The sequence below is a fragment of the Stenotrophomonas sp. KH_052 genome, from assembly GCF_057838755.1.
Map to the genome: position 1 here is coordinate 220,168 of NZ_CM174475.1, position 18,757 is coordinate 238,924.

The 18,757-nt window shown below is 66.9% G+C and carries 15 protein-coding genes and 1 pseudogene; 9 read left to right on the forward strand and 7 right to left on the reverse strand.

The genetic code is table 11. The features are described 5' to 3' along the window. Positions 1–22 precede the first annotated feature (22 nt). The 4 genes from aceB (at position 23) to AC3ITW_RS00930 (ending at position 7,007) form a co-directional block, all read left to right on the forward strand. Entirely contained in the window at positions 23–1,660 is a 1,638-nt protein-coding gene (gene aceB, locus AC3ITW_RS00915) for a malate synthase A (protein WP_485617228.1), read from the forward strand. A gap of 64 nt (positions 1,661–1,724) precedes the next feature. Beyond that, entirely contained in the window at positions 1,725–3,026 is a 1,302-nt protein-coding gene (gene aceA, locus AC3ITW_RS00920) for an isocitrate lyase (protein WP_004135729.1), read from the forward strand. Between the two features lie 419 nt (positions 3,027–3,445). Beyond that, positions 3,446–4,486 carry a GGDEF domain-containing protein gene (locus tag AC3ITW_RS00925; RefSeq protein WP_012509739.1) on the forward strand — a complete coding sequence of 347 codons (1,041 nt, stop codon included), beginning with the start codon at positions 3,446–3,448 and terminating at the stop codon, positions 4,484–4,486. Between the two features lie 16 nt (positions 4,487–4,502). Next, positions 4,503–7,007 (forward strand): putative peptide modification system cyclase, encoded by a 2,505-nt coding sequence (locus tag AC3ITW_RS00930; protein ID WP_100435553.1) that lies wholly within the window; start codon positions 4,503–4,505, stop codon positions 7,005–7,007. Positions 7,008–7,023: 16 nt separating this feature from the next. On the opposite strand, the gene AC3ITW_RS00935 is transcribed toward AC3ITW_RS00930, so the two are convergent. Continuing rightward, on the reverse strand, positions 7,024–7,314 hold the full coding sequence (locus AC3ITW_RS00935) for an NHLP-related RiPP peptide (protein WP_012509741.1): 291 nt from the start codon (positions 7,312–7,314) through the stop codon (positions 7,024–7,026). A 164-nt stretch (positions 7,315–7,478) separates the two neighbouring features. Here AC3ITW_RS00935 and AC3ITW_RS00940 point away from each other — a divergent pair, with 164 nt between their 5' ends. After that, a complete protein-coding gene (locus AC3ITW_RS00940; RefSeq protein WP_012509742.1) occupies positions 7,479–8,657 on the forward strand; it encodes a putative peptide maturation dehydrogenase in 1,179 nt (392 codons plus the stop codon). A gap of 48 nt (positions 8,658–8,705) precedes the next feature. Here the strand turns inward: AC3ITW_RS00940 and AC3ITW_RS00945 are convergent, their stop codons facing one another. Beyond that, entirely contained in the window at positions 8,706–9,047 is a 342-nt protein-coding gene (locus AC3ITW_RS00945) for an NHLP-related RiPP peptide (protein WP_012509743.1), read from the reverse strand. A 32-nt stretch (positions 9,048–9,079) separates the two neighbouring features. Next, complete coding sequence (locus AC3ITW_RS00950; protein WP_489389967.1) at positions 9,080–9,394, reverse strand: NHLP-related RiPP peptide; 315 nt, start codon at positions 9,392–9,394, stop codon at positions 9,080–9,082. 238 nt (positions 9,395–9,632) lie between these two features. Between AC3ITW_RS00950 and AC3ITW_RS00955 the strand changes: the two are divergent. Then, positions 9,633–9,773 (forward strand): annotated as a pseudogene (locus AC3ITW_RS00955) (putative peptide maturation dehydrogenase); the annotation flags it as partial. A gap of 21 nt (positions 9,774–9,794) precedes the next feature. Here the strand turns inward: AC3ITW_RS00955 and AC3ITW_RS00960 are convergent. From AC3ITW_RS00960 to AC3ITW_RS00970, 3 genes are read right to left on the reverse strand one after another with little or no spacing between them, the layout of a single operon-like run. Next, on the reverse strand, positions 9,795–11,810 hold the full coding sequence (locus tag AC3ITW_RS00960) for an acetyl/propionyl/methylcrotonyl-CoA carboxylase subunit alpha (RefSeq protein WP_489389968.1): 2,016 nt from the start codon (positions 11,808–11,810) through the stop codon (positions 9,795–9,797). 8 nt (positions 11,811–11,818) lie between these two features. Continuing rightward, positions 11,819–13,429, reverse strand: a complete 1,611-nt coding sequence (locus AC3ITW_RS00965; protein ID WP_153674916.1) for a carboxyl transferase domain-containing protein — start codon at positions 13,427–13,429, stop codon at positions 11,819–11,821. Positions 13,430–13,439: 10 nt separating this feature from the next. Next, positions 13,440–14,603, reverse strand: coding sequence for an isovaleryl-CoA dehydrogenase (locus AC3ITW_RS00970; protein WP_004135891.1), 1,164 nt, complete (start codon positions 14,601–14,603; stop codon positions 13,440–13,442). Positions 14,604–14,763: 160 nt separating this feature from the next. Here AC3ITW_RS00970 and AC3ITW_RS00975 point away from each other — a divergent pair, with 160 nt between their 5' ends. The 3 genes from AC3ITW_RS00975 to AC3ITW_RS00985 all read left to right on the forward strand — a co-directional run bounded on the left by AC3ITW_RS00975 (position 14,764) and on the right by AC3ITW_RS00985 (position 17,725). After that, positions 14,764–15,372: a TetR/AcrR family transcriptional regulator gene (locus AC3ITW_RS00975; protein ID WP_012509748.1), complete on the forward strand. Its 609-nt coding sequence runs from the start codon at positions 14,764–14,766 to the stop codon at positions 15,370–15,372. 205 nt (positions 15,373–15,577) lie between these two features. Beyond that, a complete protein-coding gene (locus tag AC3ITW_RS00980; protein WP_012509749.1) occupies positions 15,578–16,096 on the forward strand; it encodes a c-type cytochrome in 519 nt (172 codons plus the stop codon). Positions 16,097–16,279: 183 nt separating this feature from the next. Further along, positions 16,280–17,725: an ExeM/NucH family extracellular endonuclease gene (locus AC3ITW_RS00985; protein WP_004136070.1), complete on the forward strand. Its 1,446-nt coding sequence runs from the start codon at positions 16,280–16,282 to the stop codon at positions 17,723–17,725. Positions 17,726–17,872: 147 nt separating this feature from the next. On the opposite strand, the gene AC3ITW_RS00990 is transcribed toward AC3ITW_RS00985, so the two are convergent. Continuing rightward, positions 17,873–18,730: an EamA family transporter gene (locus AC3ITW_RS00990; protein WP_004136071.1), complete on the reverse strand. Its 858-nt coding sequence runs from the start codon at positions 18,728–18,730 to the stop codon at positions 17,873–17,875. Positions 18,731–18,757 lie beyond the last annotated feature (27 nt).

Genomic DNA, 18,757 nt, shown 5'->3' on the forward strand with positions numbered 1-18,757 from the left:
CCCCCACCGCTGGAGTCGCCTCATGTCCGCCGTCGCTTCCGCTGTTCCCACCCCCGCCGCCAAGGCCACTCCCGGTATCGCCCTGGCGACCCGCGTGGCCGGCCAGGACACCCTGCTGCCGGCGCCGCTGCTGGCCCTGCTGGTGTCGCTGCACCGCGCGGTGGAACCGGGCCGGCAGGCACGGCTGCAGGCGCGCCGCGTGCGCCAGGCGTTCTTCGACCAGGGCGGCCTGCCGGACTTCCGCGAAGACACCACCGCGATCCGCAGCGGCGACTGGCGTGTTGCCCCGCTGCCGGCCGCGCTGCAGGACCGCCGCGTCGAGATCACCGGCCCGACCGACCCGAAGATGGTCATCAACGCGCTGAACTCCGGCGCCAAGGTGTTCATGGCCGACTTCGAGGATTCGACCTCGCCGACCTGGCGCAACCTGCTGGCCGGGCAGCAGTCGCTGGCCGCCGCGGTGCGTGGCGATCTCGAGTACACCGCACCGGCATCCAACGGGAAGGCCGGCAAGCACTACACCTTGCGCCCGTTCGACGAACAGGCGGTGCTGATCGTACGCCCGCGCGGCTGGCACCTGGACGAGAAGCACGTGCGCATCGATGGCCAGTTCATCGCTGGTGGCCTGTTCGACGCGGCGGTGTTCGCCTTCCACAACGCCCGCACCCTGCAGGCCAAGGATCGCGGCCCGTACTTCTACCTGCCCAAGCTGCAGAGCATGGAAGAGGCGGCGCTGTGGGAGACCGCGCTGTCGCACATCGAAGGCATGCTCGGCCTGCCGCACGGCCAGATCAAGGTGACCGTGCTGATCGAAACGCTGCCGGCGGTGTTCGAGATGGACGAGATCCTGCACGCGCTGCGTGACCGCATCGTCGGCCTGAACTGCGGGCGCTGGGACTACATTTTTTCGTACCTGAAGACCTTCCGCCGCCATGCCGACCGCGTGCTGCCCGAACGCGGCCAGGTGACCATGACCCAGCCGTTCCTGAAGGCGTATTCGGAGCTGTTGATCCAGACCTGCCATCGCCGCGGTGCGCATGCGATGGGCGGCATGGCTGCGCAGATTCCCATCAACAACGATGCCGCTGCCAACGAGCAGGCGATGGCCCGCGTGCGTGCTGACAAGCTGCGCGAGGTCACTGCCGGCCACGACGGTACCTGGGTGGCGCACCCGGCGCTGATTCCGGTGGCGATGGCGATCTTCGACGAACACATGCCCGGTGCAAACCAGCACAGCGTGCTGCGCCAGGATGTGCGCGTCGGCCGCGACGAACTGATCGCGCGGCCGCCGGGCACCATCACCCGTGCCGGCTTTGAGGGCAACGTGGAAGTCTGTGTGCGCTACCTGGCGGCGTGGCTGGATGGCAACGGCTGCGTGCCGATCCATCACCTGATGGAGGACGCGGCCACCGCCGAGATCAGCCGCAGCCAGCTGTGGCAGTGGCTGCATACGCCGGGCCAGCAGCTGGACGATGGCACTGCGATCGATCTGGCGCTGCTGGATTCCACCCTGTCGCAGCTGCCGGCACGGCTGGGCGATACCGCCGCGCTGCCCGGTGGCACACACATCGGCGAGGCCATCGCGCTGCTCGGCGAACTGAGCCGCAGCGACGAACTGACCGATTTCCTGACCCTGCCGGCCTACGCGCGCATCGACTGACCGACCGCCCGCAATTCTGCCGTTTCCCTCCCCGCTGCACGCACGAACCGAACTGGAGAAAGACATGAGCAAGCTGCCCACTGCCGAACAGATCCAGCACGACTGGGACACCAACCCGCGTTGGGAAGGCATCCAGCGCAACTACAGCGCCGCCGACGTGGTGCGCCTGCGCGGCACCGTCCACATCGAGCATTCGCTGGCCCGCCTGGGTGCGGAGAAGCTGTGGGCGTCGCTGCATGAGCGCGAGTTCGTCAACGCGCTGGGTGCACTGACCGGCAACCAGGCGATGCAGCAGGTCAAGGCCGGGCTGAAGGCGATCTACCTGTCCGGTTGGCAGGTGGCGGCCGACGCCAACCTGGCCGGGCAGATGTACCCGGACCAGTCGCTGTACCCGGCTGATTCGGTGCCGGCGGTGGTCAAGCGCATCAACAACACGCTGCTGCGCGCCGACCAGCTGCACCACGCCGAAGGCAAGGACGACATCGATTTCCTGCAGCCGATCGTGGCCGATGCCGAAGCCGGCTTCGGCGGCGTGCTCAACGCGTTCGAGCTGATGAAGGCAATGATCGAGGCCGGTGCCGCTGGCGTGCACTTCGAAGACCAGCTGGCGTCGGTGAAGAAGTGCGGCCACATGGGCGGCAAGGTGCTGGTGCCGACCCGCGAGGCGATCGAGAAGCTCAACGCTGCGCGCCTGGCCGCCGACGTGCTGGGCGTGCCGACCCTGCTGGTGGCGCGTACCGATGCCGAAGCCGCGGATCTGCTGACCAGCGACATCGATGGCAACGACAAGCCGTTCGCCACCGGTGAGCGCACCGTGGAAGGCTTCTACAAGACCCGCAATGGCCTGGACCAGGCGATCAGCCGCGGCCTGGCCTATGCGCCCTATGCCGACCTGGTGTGGTGCGAGACCGGCAAGCCGGACCTGGAATTCGCACGCAAGTTCGCCGAGGCGATCCATGCGAAGTTCCCCGGCAAGCTGCTGGCCTATAACTGCTCGCCCAGCTTCAACTGGAAGAAGAACCTGGACGACGCCACCATCGCCAAGTTCCAGAAGGAGCTGGGCAGCTACGGCTACAAGTTCCAGTTCATCACCCTGGCCGGCTTCCATGCGCTGAACTACGGCATGTTCAATCTGGCCCACGGCTATGCACGTCGACAGATGAGCGCGTTCGTGGAACTGCAGGAAGCCGAGTTTGAAGCGGCCGAGCGCGGCTTCACTGCGGTCAAGCATCAGCGTGAGGTTGGCACCGGCTACTTCGATGCGGTGACCCAGGCGATCCAGCAGGGCCAGTCGTCGACCACCGCATTGACCGGTTCGACCGAGGAAGAGCAGTTCCACGGCGGGCGCAGCGAACGCGCGGCGTGATGCGGTAGTGCCGGCCGCTGGCCGGCAACCACGCGATCCTTCGGGCACCACAGGGAAGCCGGCCAGCGGCCGGCTCTACCGAAGCCTCGAAATCCGATCAGGGTGGCCAGGGAAGGGCCAGACAACGCCGGCCGGTCGGGGGACCTGCCGGCGTTGTTGTATCGATCAAACGGTCGCCAATCCTGCCAGCGTCAATCAGGCGCACCCTGGGGCCGGAGAACTTGGCCGAATCCCTGTGAAGATGCCCAGCAGATTGATCCAGCAGGGCTTTTGTGCGGACACTCATGACCAGAACGGGCCATGCTGAATCTTCACATCGGATCGGTTCGCCGGAAGACTCAAAATGAGATAGGGCGCACACTTTAAAGCGGTGCTATGCTCCGCGGCTCACCAGGGGACGCTGGCGGCAGGTGCAGGGAATGACCGGCAGGGGTGCGGCCGAGAACAGTGATGTGACGTCAGGTATCGCCCGGGTGGCGATGGCCGAGATCGTGCATGCACTGTTGTCCGATGCCGAGGTTGCATTGTTCGCCAGATTCGCCCGCGCATGCAAGCTTCATGCCGGACAGTGGCTGTTCCAGCGTGGCCATCGCGGCGAGCGGATGTACGTGATCCTCGAAGGCCGGATCGAACTCGACTTCGGCGAGGACCTGGTGATCAAGACCCTTGGCCAGCATGAGTTCTTCGGAGAGCTCGGCCTGCTGGTCGGCGACCACCCGCGCAGCGCCAGTGCCCGCGCGCTGGTCGACTGTGAAGTGCTGGAGCTGGGGCCTACTGATTTCCATCGCCTGGTCGAATCCGATCCGGGCCTGGTCGCTTACTTCCTGCGCCGCACGATCATGCGCGTGCTGACCAACGAGCAGGCCCTGATCAGCCAGCTGCGCCGGCGCAACCACGATCTGGAAACCGCGCTGGACAACCTGTACATCACCACCCATCAGCTGACCCACACCCGTGAGCTGGTGCGTACCGATGAACTGACCGGGCTGCACAACCGCCGTGGCCTGACCCTGTACCTGCAGGAATGCCGAGCCGAGGCCGAGGGATTGCCGCAGGCGCTGCTGCTGATCGACTGTGACCGCTTCAAGCAGATCAACGACCGCCACGGCCACCAGGCCGGTGACCGCGTGCTGCAGAGCATGGGCAACATCCTGCGTTCGATGGCCGGTGAGCAGGATCTGGCCTGCCGCCTGGGTGGCGACGAGTTCTGCCTGATCCTGCGCCGAGGCAACCACGAGATCGTGCAGCACGCCGCCGAGTTCATTCTCAGTGCGGTACACGGCCTGCTCGAGCGCAGCAATGGCACTCCGCATGTCAGCCTGGTCAGCATCGGCGCCAGCCTGCTGCCGACGGAATCGGGCTGGAGCGAGTGGTACGCCAACGCCGACCGCGCGCTGTACCAGGCCAAGCGCGATGGTGGCAACTGCCTGCGCTGGGCGGATGCAGCGGACATACCTTGATCGGGAGAGACCGGCGATGAATGGCGACAACGGAACGTCGACGCCGCACAACCAGCAACTGCGTGCGCTGCTGTTCACCGATCTGTGTGATTCGCTGCTGCTGGTCGAACGCATCGGCGATGTGGCTGCCGCCGAGCTGTTCCAGGAACACGACCGCTTGGTGCTGGCGCTGCAGCAGCGCTGGCACGGCCAGCTGATCGACCGCTCCGACGGATTGTTCATGCTGTTCGAGCGCCCGATTGATGCGCTCGGATTCGCCCTGGATTACCAGCGTGGCCTGCAGCCGCTGGGGCAGGCGCGTGATCTCCGACTGCAGGCGCGGGCCGGGTTGCACGTGGGTGAGGTCATCCTGTGGAACAACAGCTCGGAATCGATCGCGCTTGGAGCCAAGGCTGTGGAGGTGGAGGGCCTGGCCAAGCCGATGGCAGCGCGCCTGATGCAGTTGGCTCCCCCCGGACAACTGCTGATGTCGGCGGCTGCTGAATCGGTGGTGCGCCGTGCAGCGACGGAGCTGGGTGAACTGGGCGGTCGCCTGCAGTGGAGGTCATTCGGTCGCTGGCGCTTTCGCGGTGTGGCGCAACCGATGGAAGTGCTGGGCGTGGCGGTGGCGGGGAAGGGCATGCTTTCCCGGCCGCGTGCCAGCGACAAGGCACGCCCTGATGTTCCGGTCTGGCGGCGTCCGCTGGCGATGGCCGCGCAGGCGGCCCTGATTGTCTCTGTCGGGCTGGGCCTGTGGCTGCTGGCCCGGCCACAGCCGGCGATTGCCTTCGCCGAACGCGACTGGGTGGTGATGGCCGATGCGCGCAACCTGACCGATAACCCGGTCCTGGACGACGCCCTGAACCAGGCGTTGCGCATCGGGCTTGAGCAGTCGCGTTACGTAAACGTGATCAGCGACGTGAAGGCGCGCGACACCATGGCGCGCATGTTGATGCCAGAAAACACCGAGATCGATCGTACCGCCGCTGTCCAGATCGCAATGCGCGATGGCGCGCGCGCGGTACTGGATCCCTCGATCCGTGAGGTACACGGCCAGCTGCGTGTGGCCGTCGATGTCGTCAATCCTGCCACTGGCGAGACCGTCTACTCGGTTTATTCCGATGGCAAAGGCCTGCCTTCCGCGCTGACCTCCAGTGACCAAGTGGTGGTGCAATTGCGATCGCGGTTGGGCGAAGCGATGGCGCAGATCGGCAAGACATCGGCACCGTTGCCGCAGGTGGCAACAGCCAACCTCGACGCACTGCATGCCTACGCACGCGGACAGCTTGCCTATGGCCGCGGACAGACCGAGTCGTCATTGAAATTTTTCCAGATCGCAACGCGCATCGATCCCGACTTCGCCATGGCCTATGTCGGGCAGATGCGATCGATGTTCAGCCAGGGCCAGCTGGAGGACGCGCGCGGTTTGCTGACCAAGGTCAGGACGCTGCGTCATCGGCTGAGCACGCGTGAGGGCCTGTATCTGGATGCATGGCAGGTGGAGCTGGAGTCCGGTTCTGAATCCGCCGCTGGCGAGGCCTGGAAGGTACTGGCCGATCTGTATCCGGATCATCACGGGGCCAGCGTCAACCATGGTCTGGCCGAGTTCGTGCTGGGCCACTACGAAAAGGCGGAGCAGGCCGTTGCCCATGCCAACGTGGAGCAGAACCCGTTGCGCAGCGTGACGCTGGAGCTGCTCGGGCGCATCCAGTTGGCACGGGGAAAGGTCGATGAGGCGGTAGCAACGCTGCATCGTGCCATGCAGCTCGCCGAAGGTCGCCCGAACCGGCAGCTGGTTGCGGCGCTGGCCGTGTCCGGGCGAAATGCAGAGGCCAGTGCAGTGCTGGCGCGGTTGCCGGAGAACGGGCCGGGACGGTGGCTGGAAGGGACTTCACTGGCCATTGATGAGGGGCGATTCGAGGAGGCGTTGGCAGCCTCGGTCGCGTCCGCAGGCCGGTGCAATGGCGGTCCCTTCGTATGTGATCTGCTGGGCACGGTCAATTTGGCTGTTCACGCCGCGGCGGCTCGATGCGTAGCGCCACGCGACTTCGCAACGCAGGCCAGCGCGCTGCTGCGGAATGCGGCACGCCCCGACAACGGTGAACGCGGACAGTATCTGTATTTCGCTGCGGCCAGCTTGTATGCGGCACAGCGCTTGGGCCTGCAATCCTCGATCGGCCGGCAGGTGGCCGAGCTTGACGTATTGGCGGCCGACGCCGTCGACCCACGTGCGCGCCAGTTGGCGGCGGTGGTCAAGGCCAATGCGTTGCATCTGTCCGGTGACAGCGCGCAGGCAATCAAGATGCTGCAGGCGATGGTTGATGGCAGCGAGCTGTTCCAGGTCCACAGCGTGCTGGCAGCGGCCTACGCCGCACAGGGCGCGATACAGGAGCAGCAGTCGCAGCTGGACTGGATGCGTCGGCACCGCGGGCGCGCCTATACCGAATTCGCAGGCTCGTCCGTGTTGCAGGCATTGAATGTAGGCGACAGCCAGCGTGGGCCATCACGCCCGGGATGCGCCCTCTCACCGGACGCATCCTGAGCGATCGGCACCAAGGTCAGGGCGTCGGTGCCTGCGAACCGTCGATGAAGCAATGCGGATGGCTGAACACCGCGCGCTCGGTCAGCTGCTGCACCAGATTGTCGCGTGCAGCGGCCAGATCTTCATTGGAGGCCAGGTCGGCGGACAGCATGCAGCCCTGCGCGGCGGCACCCGCCTCGACACTGATCTGCTGCAGGGCTGTTGCCGGGTCCTGCTTGAATGCTGTGCGGAAGTCTGCGTCGGTGGTGAGCAGATCAAGCAGCGTGGTGGCGTCAGCGAGGGACAGTGGGGATTTGCGGTTGGTCATGAGCGTGGGATCCAAGGAGACAGGGAAGGTCGAACAAGTGGCGCGTGCCTTTGACCGTAGTCATAGCGGCGCGGATCGATGGGTCTTGAACGCGGTACTGGGCCATACTTACCCAGCTCCACCGGCAGCACATTGCCGGAATCCCATTTGCCACAGGAACGTCGATGACCTCTTCGCGGTACCGCCGATGCCACGCGCTGGCTGTTGTTCCCGATGAACAACCATCGTTCTCCCTGAACAGCCTGCTGGCTGGTGGAACCGGTGTGGAGTTCGTGCAGCAGTTGCAGGTGCGTGCTGCCCATCTCGATCAGCCTGTGACGCTCGATGCCGACGCTTGTGCGTTGCTGTTGCAGACCAGCGCGGAGCGCTGGCAGGTCTTGCCGGATGACCTGCAGAACCGCGCCCGAGTCGCATCGCTGCTGGAGGCGGGGTTGCTCATCGCCGAGGAGGGCGCGCCCGAGGCGGCGCGACAGGCCGACCAGCGTGTTCGCGACGGGCACTGGTGGGCCTTGTCAGCCATCCATCATCGCCATTCCCGCTGGGCGGGCGTAGACAGTGCCGGCGATATGGAGAAGCACCGGATGGTGACCGCACAGGACCTGGTGCAGCAGCTCGGCAAGCCACCGACCGAAGCCCCGGAGCGGCAGCCGGGTGCCATCGCTCTGCCGGTCGCGGCACCCGATGCCGTGGCGCAGCTGTTGGCTGCACGTACCACCTGCCGCAACTACGCCGAGGACAAGCCTCTATCGCTGGAGATGCTGGCCGGCATGATGCAGCACGTGCTGATGGCGCAGGCACAGGTGGAAACCGAACCCGGCGTGCGCTTCCTGAAGAAGAACGTACCGTCCGCGGGTAGCCTGCATCCGCTGGAAGCGTACGTGATTGCGCGCAAGGTCGATGGCCTGCAGCCTGGGTTGTATCACTACCATGCCGTGGCTCACGAGCTGGCACGGCAACAGGCGCAGCCCGCCCAGCTGGACGATTTCTGCCTGCGCCTGTTGTCGGGCCAGCACTGGTTCGCTTCGGCCCACGCCATGGTGGTGCTGGTCTGCCGTTTCGGTCGCAACTTCTGGAAGTACCGCAACCACGCCAAGGCCTATCGCGCCGTGAGCCTGGATGTCGGCCATGTGTCGCAGGCACTGTATACAGCGGCCACGGCCAATGGCTTGGGCGGCTTCGTCACCGCGGCGATCAATGAGACGGAGATCGAGTCGCTGCTGGGGTTCGACCCGATGGTCGACGGCGCAATGGCGGTGTGCGGATTCGGTTGGCGTGCGCAGAGCATGACCACGGCGGAGCTGGACCCTGCGGGGCATGTCTGGAAGCGCGAGGCCCGCGATTGAACAAGCCCGGCAGGGCGCTGGAGTACCCAGCGCCCCTTGTCGGGTGCATTACTGGATGATGCGGTGGACGTGACCGGCTTCGAAGGTGAAGACCACGGTCATGGCTGCGCGGTGGCTGGAGAGATAGTTCACCAGGGCATCGCGGGCCTGGCTCAGCTCTTCCTTGCTGGCCAGCTTGCCGGTGCTCAGGCAAGGCGGCACCTGCGCCATTGAGTCGAATGCCAGGCCGATCTGTCGGCAGGCCGGCAGCGGATTCCTGCTGAACTGCGCACGGAACACGTCGTCGCTGCACAGGCGATCGAGCAGGGCAATGGCGGTTTGCGGCTCAAAGCGCGGCGACTCGGTGGTGGTGTGTTCGCTGGAGAACGGGGCACGAGTGAACGGCAGCATCGGATTTACCTCTGAAGTGGATTGAGGGGCGTTCAAGCGGCCTGCGGTACGGCGGAGTGGTGCACGCTTCCCTGCAGATGCCCGGATTCGAACATGAAGGGGACATTGAATGCGGCGCGCTGGGCCAGGAGCGCGGCGATCTGCTGGCGCACCTGTTGGAACTCTTCCTTGCTGGCCAGGACGTTGTGGATGGCGCAGGGGCTTGTGCCGGACTGTGCCTGCAGCCCATGCCGCACCATCGCAGCGCCGGCATCGGCTGTGAACTCTGCGCGGAAGGCGTCGTCAGAACACAGCAGGTCGAGCAGCCGACCGGCATTGACAGTGGTCATCGGGGACTTTGCGGACATCGGAAACACTCCATGTGGGTCAATGTCCGCCGATTAAACCACGTGTGACTACCGCGAGCGTGCCGCAGCGCAGCGTCAAGCAAGGCGCGCCGAGCCGGTACAGGCCAGTGGTCCTGCTGGGCATGGCACCGTGGTTCCAGAAACGTTGGAAGAGCGCACCGGAGAGGCCAGCTTGACGTTCCTGCGACACAGTTTCAGGGCGGTGTCCAGGTCGGAGGCGTCGTCGGCGACCTGGCCCATCGAGCACGAATTTGGCCTAGATCCGCGTTCCGAGGGCGTCCTCGCCGTATGCGGTTTTGGCTGGCGCGCCCCGACCATAACCACGACCGAACTGGACCCGGCAGGTGTGATCTGGAATCCCGAGGACCGCGCGGTCTGAACCCGCGCGGCCCCCGCCACATCACGCCGCTTCGAAGTCCACCAGCACGGCACCATCACCCACCTGGTCGCCAGCCTTGGCGCGGTAGCCCTTCACCGTGCCATCGGCCGGTGCCTGCAGGGTGTGCTCCATCTTCATCGCCTCCAGCACCACCAGCGGCGTACCGCGCTTGACCTCGGTACCGGCGGCGACCAGCGTGGCCACGATCTTGCCCGGCATCGGCGCCAGCAGGCTGCCAGCGTCGGCCACGGCAGTGTCCGATTCGCCCACCGGATCATGCAGGGTGAAGCGGTGCTGGCCATCGGCGCCGAACAGGTACAGCTGGTCGCCCTCGCGCAGCAGCTGCAACGACCAGCGACGCTCGCCCAGCTGTACCGTCAGGCCCTGCGCATTGGCCGTACCGATTACCTGCACCGGCGCTGCGTCATCGCTTTGCACACGCCAGCCATCGGCCTGCACCCACACCTTCAGCGTGTGCGTGCGTTCGCCCTGCTGCAACGGCAGCGCGCGCGGTGTGGAGGCACCAAGGCGCCAGCCATCCTGCGCCTGCCACGGCGAATGCGGGTCGCGCGCGTCGATGCCGGCGTCTGCGGTGCTGGCAACAGCAGCCACCGCCGCCAGCTGCCACAGTGCGTCGTCGCTGTCGCCTGCCGCGCTCAATGCCGCCTGTTCGCGCTCGATCAGCGCAGTATCCAGCTTCGCGTGCGCAAACGAATCGGTGTTCACCAGCCGGCGCAGGAAGCCGGCATTGGTGGTCACGCCCACCACCTGGCAGTCGGCCAGGGCCTGGCTCATGCGGCGCAGCGCAGCGTCGCGGTCCACGTCCCAGACGATCAGCTTGGCAATCATGGGATCGTAGTACGGGCTGATGCTGTCGCCTTCCTCCACGCCGGTATCCACGCGCACATTCGCCGATGGCATCGGCAGGCGCAGGCGGCGCAGGGTGCCGGTGGAGGGCAGGAAGCCACGGTCGGCGTCCTCGGCGTACAGCCGCGCCTCGATCGCATGGCCATGGATGGCCAGCTGTTCCTGGCGAAGCGGCAGCGGCTGGCCCGAGGCCACGCGCAGCTGCCACTCGACCAGATCGGTGCCGGTGATGTATTCGGTGACCGGGTGCTCGACCTGCAGGCGGGTGTTCATTTCCATGAAATAGAAATCGCCGTCCGGGCCGGCAATGAACTCCACCGTGCCCGCGCCGACGTACCCCACCGCGCGCGCGGCATCGACCGCGGCCTTGCCCATCGCGGCGCGACGTTCGGCGCTCATGCCCGGCGCCGGTGCTTCTTCCAGCACCTTCTGGTGGCGGCGCTGCACCGAGCAGTCGCGCTCGAACAGGTAGACCGCCTCACCGTGGCTGTCGCCGAACACCTGGATCTCGATATGGCGCGGGCGCTCCACGTACTTTTCCACCAGCACGTGGTCGTTGCCGAACGCCGAGGCGGCCTCGCGCTGGCAGCTGGCCAGTGCATCGACGAAGTCCTCGCTGCGCTCGACCTTGCGCATGCCCTTGCCACCGCCACCGGCGCTGGCCTTGATCAGCACCGGGTAGCCGATGCCGTCGGCCTGCGCGCGCAGGAAGTCCGGTGCCTGCTGGTCACCGTGGTAGCCCGGGGTCAGCGGTACACCGGCCTTGGCCATCAGTGCCTTGGCCGCGCTCTTGTCACCCATCGCACGGATCGCACTGGCCGGCGGGCCGATGAAGGTGATGCCGGCGGCGGCGCAGGCATCGGCGAAGTCGGCGTTCTCGGACAGGAAGCCGTAGCCGGGATGGATCGCCTGCGCACCGCTGCGGCGCGCGGCGTCCAGCAGCACGTCGCCGCGCAGGTAGCTTTCGCGCGCGCCGGCCGGGCCGATGTGGATGGCTTCGTCGGCCAGGCGCACATGGCGCGCGTTGCGGTCGGCATCGGAATACACCGCCACCGTGGCGATGCCGAGGCGGCGGCAGGTCGTGATGACGCGGCAGGCGATTTCGCCACGATTGGCGATCAGGACTTTGGTGAACATGGCAACGTGCTTCATAGGAGCTTGCTCGGTCATGGCACGGGTTACATGCGGAACACGCCGAAGCGCGTCTGCTGCGGGGCGGCGTTGAGGCTGGCCGACAGCGCCAGGGCGAGCACGCGGCGGGTGTCGACCGGATCGATCACACCGTCGTCCCACAGGCGCGCGCTGGCGTAGTACGGATGACCCTGCTGCTCGAACTGGTCGCGGATCGGCGCCTTGAACGCATCTTCTTCCGCCGCCGGCCACTGGCCGCCCTTGGCTTCGATGCCATCGCGCTTGACGGTTGCCAGCACACTGGCGGCCTGCTCGCCGCCCATCACGCCGATGCGCGCGTTCGGCCACATCCACAGGAAGTTCGGCGAGTACGCACGGCCGCACATGCCGTAGTTGCCGGCACCGAACGAGCCACCGATCACCACGGTGAACTTGGGCACCTTGGCACAGGCCACGGCCATCACCAGCTTGGCGCCGTCCTTGGCGATACCGCCCTGTTCGTACTTGCGGCCGACCATGAAACCGGTGATGTTCTGCAGGAACACCAGCGGGATGTTGCGCTGGGTGCACAGTTCGATGAAGTGCGCCCCCTTCAGTGCCGACTCCGAGAACAGGATGCCGTTGTTGGCGATGATGCCGATCGGGTAACCGTTCAGATGCGCAAAGCCAGTGACCAGCGTGGCGCCGTAGCGTGGCTTGAACTCATCGAAGCGCGAGCCATCGACCAGGCGCGCGATGACCTCGCGCACGTCGTAGGGCTTGCGCGTGTCGGCCGGGATCACCCCGTACAGATCGTGTGCCGGCAACAGTGGTTCCTCGTTGGCCTGCACCGCCATCGCCGGCTCCGGCTTGCGCCAGTTCAACTGCGCGATGATCGCGCGCACCCGTGCCAGCGCCTGCAGATCGTTGTCGGCCATGTGGTCGGCCACGCCGGAAATTCGCGTGTGCACGTCGGCGCCGCCCAGTTCCTCGGCCGTCACCACTTCACCGGTGGCGGCCTTCACCAGCGGCGGGCCGCCGAGGAAGATGGTGCCCTGTTCGCGCACGATCACCGTCTCGTCGCTCATCGCCGGCACATAGGCACCACCAGCGGTGCAGCTGCCCATCACGCAGGCGATCTGAGGGATGCCCTGCGCCGACAGGTTGGCCTGGTTGTAGAAGATGCGGCCGAAATGATCGCGGTCCGGGAACACCTCATCCTGCAGCGGCAGGAAGGCGCCACCGGAATCGACCAGGTAGATGCACGGCAGGTGGTTCTGCTCGGCAATCTCCTGCGCGCGCAGGTGCTTCTTCACCGTCATCGGGTAGTAGGTACCGCCCTTGACCGTGGCATCGTTGGCCACGATCACGCATTCCACGCCGCTCACGCGACCGATGCCGGCCACCACGCCTGCAGCGGGCACGGCATCGTCGTACATGCCATGCGCGGCCAGCGGCGCGATCTCCAGGAAGGCGCTGCCCGGATCGAGCAGCGCGTCGATGCGGTCGCGCACCAGCAGCTTGCCGCGTGCGGTGTGCTTGGCGCGCGCCGCTTCGCTGCCGCCCAGCGCGGTGCGGGCGAGGGTGGCGTGCAGGTCATCAACCACGGCCTGCATGGCGGCGCGGTTGCTTTCAAACGTTTCGCTGCCCGGTTGCAGCTGGCTGTTGAGGACGGTCATCGCGGTGGCCTTACAGAGTGCGCTGGAACAGTTCGCGGCCGATCAGCATGCGGCGGATCTCCGAAGTGCCGGCGCCGATTTCATACAGTTTGGCGTCGCGCCACAAGCGGCCGGTCGGATATTCGTTGATGTAGCCGTTGCCGCCCAGGATCTGGATTGCCTGGCCGGTCAGCCAGGTGGCCTTCTCGGCGGCGTACAGAATGGCACCGGCGGCATCCTGGCGGGTGGTGCGGCCCTGGTCGCAGGCGCGCGCCACGGCATAGACGTAGGCGCGGCACGCACCCAGGCCCACGTACATGTCGGCGATCTTGGCCTGGATCAGCTGGAAGCTGCCGATCGCTTCACCGAACTGGTGGCGCTCGTGCACGTAGGGCATGACCACGTCCATGGCCGCGGCCATCAGGCCCAGCGGGCCACCGGACAGCACCACGCGCTCGTAGTCCAGGCCGGACATCAGCACGCGCACGCCGCCACCGACCTGGCCCAGCACATTCTCTTCCGGTACTTCGCAATCCTGGAACACCAGCTCGCAGGTGGGCGAGGAACGCATGCCCAGCTTGTCCAGCTTCTGCGCGGTGGAGAAGCCCTTCATGCCCTTCTCGACCAGGAACGCGGTGATGCCCTTGGCGCCGGCGGCCATGTCGGTCTTGGCGTAGACCACCAGCACGTCGGCGTCCGGGCCGTTGGTGATCCACATCTTGTTGCCGTTGAGCACGTAGCGGTCACCGCGCTTGTCGGCGCGCAGCTTCATCGACACCACGTCCGAGCCGGCACCCGGTTCGCTCATCGCGAGTGCGCCCACCAGGCTGCCGTTGCACAGGCCGGGCAGGAAGCGCTGCTTCTGCTCCTCGTTGCCGTTCTTGCGCAGCTGGTTCACGCACAGATTGGAGTGCGCACCGTAGGACAGGCCGATGCCACCGGAGGCGCGCGAGATCTCTTCCATCGCCACCACGTGGGCCAGGTAACCCATGCCGGTGCCGCCGTATTCTTCTTCCACGGTGAGCCCGAGTAGGCCCTGTTCGCCCAGCTTCGGCCACAGTGCCAGCGGGAACTGATTGGTGGCGTCGGCTTCGGCGGCCAGCGGTGCGACCTCGGCGGCGGCAAAATGGGCCACGCTCTGGCGCAGCAGGTCGATGTCTTCGCCAAGGTCGAAGTTCAGGGATGGCACGTGCATTGTGGTGGCTCCACGACGGGATTGCAGGGAATGGACGCACCCGGCGGGGAGCGGGCGGCGGTTTCAGGGACCGCCACCCGCACGGGCGATTGGGCCCCAGCGTAGCGGGGTTCGGGAAAGAAGTGAATACAAATTCAACAATTGAATCTAGAATCAAAACATGGCCTACAAACGCTCCGCACTGATGGAAGAACGCCTGGCCGGGGTCCGCGAACGGATCCTGCTGGCGACCCGTGAACGGGTCGCCGCCGGCGGATGGCGCAACGCCCCGGTGACCGCTGTGGCAACCCAGGCGGGGGTGTCCACCGGCCTGATCTACCGGCACTTCCCGTCCAAGGCCGAGCTGTTCGTGGAGGTGCTCAACGCCGCGGTGGCCCACGAGGTGGCGATCATGGAGCGCATCGCCAGCGGCCCGGAGGTGGCCAGCGAGCGCCTGCGGCTGGCGATCACCGCCTTCGTCCGCCGTGCCCTGGCCGGACCGGGGCTGGCGCACGCCTTCATCGTTGAACCGGTCGATCCGGAGGTGGAAGCCGAGCGCATGCGCGGTCGCCGCGCCTTCGGCGACGTCTTCCTGCGGCTGGTGGAGGAGGGCGTGGCGGCCGGTGAGCTGCCGGCGCAGGACGCGCACGTGGCCGCCGCCTGCCTGGTCGGCGCCTTCACCGAAGCGATGGTCGGCCCCACCGCGCCCAGCCGGGAAGCACACCGCGACGAAGACGCGCTGGTGGACGCGATCTGCAGCTTCTGCCTGCGCGCGATCGGCGCTCGGTAATTCGGTAGAGCCGGCCGCTGGCCGGCTTCTGCACGATCTATCCGGCGGGATGGCGAAGCCGGCCAGCGGCCGGCACTACCGGGTCCGCATGCTGCGCCGCACCAGCAGTGACGCCTGTTGTCGCACGCAAAGCGCGTTCTATACTCGGTCCATCACGCAGTCGCTCAGCCGTGGTCCAACGACTATCAGCCAGGGGTAACGAAGAGTGCGGAATTACGATCTGGAGTTCCTGAAACGCTTCTCAATGGTGATCGCGCTGCTGGCGACCATCACCCTCGGCCTCATCCTCCTTGCCGCCTACATCCACACCCGGATTCCACCCGAGGTGTCGCCCACCGCGGTCAAACGCACCGAACAGCGCATCTCGCCCACCGGCGCGGTCTATGCCGGCAGCACCGGCGCCGCCGCGCAGGCTGCGGCAGCCGCAGCGGCACTGGCCAAGGCTGCGTCGCAGGTGGCGTACGGCGGCACCAAGGACGGCAAGGTGATCTTCGACAACCTGTGCACCGCCTGCCACACCACCGGCGTGGGCATGGCGCCGACGCTGGACCACTCGCACTGGGACAAGCGCATCGCACAGGGCAAGGACACCCTCTACAAGCACGCCATCGAGGGTTACACCGGCCCCGATGGCGGAATCATGCCGCCCAAGGGCGGCAACCCGGCGCTGACCGAGGAACAGATCCACGCCACCGTGGACTGGATGCTGGGCAACCTGAAATAACCGGTAGTGCCGGCCGCTGGCCGGCAACCACGCATTGCACGAAGGTCATGAGGTTGCCGGCCAGCGGCCGGCACTACCAGGCTTTGCCCACCAAGGCCTGATCGCCCATATACCCCCGCTGCGCAGGCGGGGTTTCGCATTTCAGGGTTAGTCTGTGCGCCTCTTCCATGGAGTCGCCCGTCGATGCGCCGCCGTTCCCTCGTTCTTGCCCTGTCCCTGCTGCTGCCGGCCGGCGCCTTCGCCCAGGCCCAGCCGCAGGTCGCACCGGTCGCGTCACCCGCCGCCGCGCGCAACAGCGCCACCGTGGTGCTGACCGCCGCGCCGGCCGACTGGCGTGCACTGGATGGCCAGCACGTGCGCATCGCCGCGCCACTGACCCTGGCCGGCACCGATGGCCTGGAGCGCTTTGGGCAGCTCACCGTGGCCTTCGATGGCCGCCTCTGGCAGCCGACCGAAGTGGCCGCGCCGGGTACCGCGGGCTACGAGCAGGTGATGGCCGACAACCAGCGCCGCCGCCTGGTGCTGGACGACGGCAGTGATGCCCGCGACCCGGCCAGCGTGGCCTACCTGCCGGGTAACCCGGTACTGCGCACCGGCATGCAGCTGCGCAATGTGGAAGGCGTGGTGCACGTGGATGCACAGGGTCGGCCGCGCCTGCAGGTCGAAGGCGTGCTGAAGTTGCCGGAGCTGAAGCGTCCGGCGGTGCCGACGGTGCCGGGCAGCCTGCATGTGGCCGCCTTCAACCTGGAGAATTTCTTCAATGGCGACGGCCAGGGCGGCGGCTTCCCGACCCTGCGCGGTGCGCGCACGCCGGATGAGCACAAAGCGCAGGTGGCCAAGCTGGTGACCACGGTCAACGCGCTGGGCGCCGATGTCGCTGCACTGATGGAGCTGGAGAACGACGGCTACGGCCCGCAGTCGGCCATCGCCGAACTGGTCGATGCGCTCAACCGCGATCGCGGCGCGCAGGGTGACTGGCGCTTCGTCGACGCCGGCAGCGGCCCCGGTGACAATCCGATCCGGGTCGGCATCATCTACCGCAGCACGCGCCTGCAGCCGGTTGGCAAGCCGGCCACGCTGACCGGCGGCCCGTTCGTCGAGCACAGCCGCGTGCCGTTGGCGCAGGCCTTCCAGGGCAAGCAGGGCGCACCGTTCGTGGTGGTCGCCAACCACTTCAAGTCGAAGGGCTGCCGCGATGCGAGCGGCGCCGACGCCGACCGCAACGACAACCAGGGCTGCTGGAACGCCACCCGCGTGACCTCAGCGCAGCAGCTGCACGCCTGGCTGCAGACCGACCCGACCGGTACCGGTGCCAAGGACGCGGTGCTGCTGGGTGACTTCAATGCCTACGCGATGGAAGACCCGATCCGCACCCTGCATGACCTCGGCTGGCAGGACGCATTCAAGGTCGCCAAGGTCGAGCATCCCTACAGCTACGTCTACAACGGCTATACCGGCCGCCTCGACCACGCCCTGCTGAATCCGGGCATGGTCAAGCGCCTGCGCGGTGCCGCCGAGTGGCACAGCAATGCCGACGAACAGGACGCCAGCGGCTACCAGGGCCGCAACGTGCAGGGCCCGTGGCGCAGTTCCGACCACGATCCGCTGCTGCTGGGTTTCGACAAATAACGCACCGCCGGGGTCGGATCCCATTCCCATGGAATGGGCTCTGACCCCGCGTGCGGCCCGCGCGTTCGTAGCCCGACATGCATTGGGGTCCGGTGCATTGGGGTCAGAGCCCATTCCGTGGGAATGGGATCCGACCCCGGGAATCGCTCACCCCCAGGCGATCAACCCGATCGCCAGCACCGCCAGCGCCAGGCCGGCGCGGTTCCACTTCGTGGTCGCTTCGCCGAAGGCGAACACACCCACCAGCGCGCCCAGTACCACCACGCCGATGTTCATCCCGGCGAACACGGTGGCCGGGCTGTCCGGCATCGACTGATGCGCATGTACATAGAAGAGAATGTTGCCGCCGTTGAGCAGGCCCAGCAGCGCGCCGGCGCCGAGGTTGCGCCAGGCCAGTCGGCTGCGGCCACTGGCGTGCCGCCACAGCTGCAGTGCCAGCATCAGCACGAAGGCCACGCTGAAGCTGGCCAGCACCGCCGCCATCGACGGCGTGCCGGACAGCGCCACCTGCTTGAGCAGCACGTCCACCACCGCGAACCCGGCCCATACGCCCAGCAGCCAGCCCCAGCCACCCGGTGAGGGCGCCACCGCCGGTCCGCGCGGGCGCAGGCTGATCGCCACCATCGCCAGCAGGCCCAGGGCGAGACCCGCCAGCTTCCATGGCGTCGCGGTCTGGCCGAAGAACAGGAACGCAGCAGCCAATGACAACAGCAGCGACAGCCGCTGCGCCACGTCACTGCGGACGATGCCGGCCACCGCCACCGCGCGGCCCAGCACCAGGAAAATCGACGGCAGTACCACCGCCAGCGCCAGCAGCGACAGCCACGGGGCATGCGGCGCGCGCAACGCATCCAGCGGCGGCTGCAGCACCACGGCGGTGAGCGTTGCCGCCACCAGATAGTTCCAGGTGACCATCTGCGAAACATCCAGCTGGCGGCGGCTGGCCAGCTTCAACAACACCGAAACCAGCACGCTGCAGATCACGGCCAAAGACAGGTAGAGCATGGGGCGGGCACAGGGCAGGGGCAGGGG